Origin of the sequence: Microcystis sp. M079S1, assembly GCF_020246425.1 — a bacterium.
GTDB classification, from domain to species: Bacteria; Cyanobacteriota; Cyanobacteriia; order Cyanobacteriales; family Microcystaceae; genus Microcystis; species Microcystis aeruginosa.
The window spans coordinates 1-3,232 of the sequence record NZ_JADBSZ010000221.1; the positions used below are offsets into that span (position 1 = coordinate 1).

Sequence of the window (3,232 nt, forward strand, 5' to 3'; positions counted from 1 at the left end):
ATTTGTCTTAGCCTGTCAGAAAGCTAAGAATAGTCAGAAATATGATCAATTCTTGTTTTAAGCTACCTCTTTTGTCTCTTTTTTCTGTCGAGTAACTGTCTTTTTCACCGTCGGATAACGAGTTTTTTTGTGACGTTTTTTCCCTTCTCCCAACCGGGGGACTTTCCTCTGGGTTTTGGCGGTTTGGCGGGTGTGCCTATCTCGACCAAAAGTCCCAAAAAGCTTTGTGCCACTCTTCCAGGGGTTAATTTCTCCACAGGTAAAGCCTTTTGCCAAGGTAAGGGATTATCTTCTATAATCTCACGAAGCTAACCATAATTGCCATGTCATAAGTAGTCGTGCAAAATTAATTTCCTAGTGAAGATAGGCAAGAGGCAAGAGGCAAGAGGCAAGAGGTGGTTAGATATGTGTAATTAATTTTGCTTAGGTACTTAATAGGGATTAAATCACTCCATCTTTGACCTGGAGTTTAGACTAAATTTTCCAAAAATTAACCCTAACGAGTTCAGGCTCAATACCTTGAAATCAGACAACGAAAGGAATACAGGCTTCTTGAGCGAGTGTTTCTGTGGCCTCATGGCGACTTTTCGCGCTTGTTTGCAGAACATCATGAGTTGACCGAACCTCGCCAAAAGTCTTTCAAGATTCCCCAATCAATACAGAAGCATGGGCGAAAACTTGCCAAGGAAATAGCTATAACCTTGTTTTTGTAAGGGTTTCAAGGGATTCGATCAAACCTACCCCTCTACCGCTCGACCTAAGAGTGGCGTGATGGAATTAGTCTAAACTCCAGTCCAGTGGGGAGGCCAATTAGTAGCCATGATCTTCAGTTTCTTGGAAACCATGCGACTTCAAGGAAAAAATGCGGTTGAGGAACTTTTCAACTTGTTAGCGGGCGAGCGTTCTCCACCTCAAGCCGATTTTGTACTATCTATCTAGGGCTTAAAGGTTACTTTATTCTCATTGACATCCTCACCGCCGTGAACGGACGGTGATTCCCGGCAGATCGAACAAACTTAATTGAACGACCTTCGGCTGGGTTGACACTTCATCGGGATGCGCTTTCTTCGCAGAAAGTCTTACCATCTCTCCACGTCCGTTTTGAGTCTCCGAATGCCCTCCGGCGACTTTGATATTTACTGCGGCATTAACGTCTCTGTCGTGAAAAGTTCCACAGAAAAGGCATTCCCACTCGCGGACGTTTAACGCTTTTTTGCCCCCGATATTTCCACAGCAGGAGCATCGCTGACTGGTTGGTTCCCATCGGGAAATTAGTCGAAAATCACGCCCATACTTATCGGACTTTGCTGATAGCATATCTCGAAAAGAACGCCATCCTAAGTCAGATATAGCACGGGATAGCTTTCGATTCTTAACCATTCCCGATGTGTTTAAATCCTCTAAAACTATTGTTTGGTTCTCACGAACAATTTTAGTGGATAGTTTGTGCAAGAAATCAGTCCGAGTATCCTTAATCTTAGCATGGATTTTAGCTACTCGTTTTCTGGCTTTTTCCCGTCGCTTACTTCCTTTCTTTTTACGAGATAGATTTTGTTGCGCTTTCTTTAACCGTTTTAATCGTCTCTTTAACGGTTTTGGTGCATCTATTTTTTCCCCTGTATCTAACGTGGCAAAAGTGGCAATCCCTAAATCGATTCCTACTGATTGCCCGTTGTTTGGCAAGCTTTCTGGTTGAACCTCAACAACAAAGCTTAGGAAATAGCGGTCTGCTGCATCTTTAATCACGGTGACGCTAGATGGTTTGGAGGGTAATGGACGGCTCCAAACGACTTTTAAATCACCAATTTTTGCTAAAGTAACGTGGTTTTGATTGACGGCGAAGCCATTATTGGTAAATCTTGCTGATTGTTTAGATTTACGTTTTTTAAATTTAGGAGGTTTAACTTTTCTGCCCTTTCTTTCTCCTTTGCAGGATGCAAAAAAGTTAGAATAAGCAGTTTCTAAGTCTCTTAAAGACTGTTGCAAAGGAATAGAAGAAACCTCAGTTAACCAAGACTTTTCTGTTGTCTTCTTAAGTTGAGTTAGTCTTTGAGATAGATCAGTATATTTAGGCTTTTTCTCTCCTTTTTGGTAAAGTTCTTCGCAGTAGGCTAAGGTATCGTTCCACACCACACGCACACAGCCGAACAATTGAGACAAAAGCTTTTTTTGTTGGTCTGTTGGGTAAATGCGGTATTGATACCTTGCTTTCATTGGGTTAAAATGGGTGTGTCTGCACTCTATTTTAACTAGGTCTGCCAATAATGTCAAGTCGGTTGCGAAAGGAAAGACACTCTATCTCTGACCTAAAGATACACTTGGTCTGTGTAACAAAATATAGAAGAAAAGTTTTTACCAGTAAAAGTTTAGCTTTAATCGAGAAGTCTTTTAAGGAAGTTGCGGAAAAGATGAATTTTCAGGTGCTAGAATTTAACGGGGAATCTGACCATGTACACGCCCTAATCGAATACCCACCGAAACTTTCTATTTCTGTAATGGTTAATTCTTTAAAAGGGGTTTCTAGCCGCAGGTATGGACAAGCTGGCTATCCTAAACCCTATGGGAAAGATGCCCTTTGGTCGCCTAGTTATTTTGTTTCTTCTGTGGGAGGTGCGCCATTGGAAGTTCTCAAGTGCTATATCAGAGATCAAGAAAAGCCGTCGTAGAACGACGGGGTTTTAAACCCAATTTTCCGATAAGCCCTGCTTCTTGCTGTGACTAATTACTGTAGAAGATAGAGATATTAACGCCGCTATCAATATTCTGAAAAGAGGACTCAGTACCGTGGGACACACGGAAACCCCCCCAACCCCCCCGACATCGGGGGGGCAAGGGGGGGGAGAGATTCCCTCTAGCGAATGTTGGATACGTCCTGTCAGATTAAGGAAACTCGATGAACCAAGAATCCCTCGCTTTTAGCGACGGGAGTGTCAATGCTAAACAGTCCCTTAAATCTTATAGCAGCTATCTTCATGGTGAGGTACGAGGTTTTCGTTTTGGGTAGTCGCTCATCGGCCAGCAATGCTAAATCAGGTTATACTTCATCTTTATCGGCAACGCTATAATTCTGACCGAGTAGGACTAGAAATTCGGCTCTTCGGTTTGTGTTATGCAATGGACGGGGGTTATAAGGGATGGAACCCTTATAGAGAAAGGCATTTAGCGATTTTTGTCAATTGTTTTTGCTCTAGAGCGAACTAATCAATTAAGTCTCTTGCCAGATAAGGATTTA

The 3,232-nt window shown here is 42.4% G+C and carries 2 protein-coding genes and 1 pseudogene; 1 reads left to right on the top strand and 2 read right to left on the bottom strand.

All coding sequences use genetic code 11. The features are described from left to right. Window positions 1-57: 57 nt before the first annotated feature. Window positions 58-333, bottom strand: a pseudogene (locus IM456_RS14725) (NF041680 family putative transposase); the annotation flags it as partial. Between the two features lie 639 nt (window positions 334-972). Further along, a complete protein-coding gene (locus tag IM456_RS14730; protein WP_149987548.1) occupies window positions 973-2,214 on the bottom strand; it encodes an RNA-guided endonuclease InsQ/TnpB family protein in 1,242 nt (413 codons plus the stop codon). A gap of 50 nt (window positions 2,215-2,264) precedes the next feature. Between IM456_RS14730 and tnpA the strand changes: the two genes are divergently transcribed. Continuing rightward, the gene (gene tnpA / locus IM456_RS14735; RefSeq protein WP_149987547.1) at window positions 2,265-2,666 is read left to right on the top strand and encodes an IS200/IS605 family transposase; all 402 of its coding nucleotides are present in this window, start codon (window positions 2,265-2,267) and stop codon (window positions 2,664-2,666) included. The last annotated feature ends 566 nt before the right edge of the window (window positions 2,667-3,232 follow it).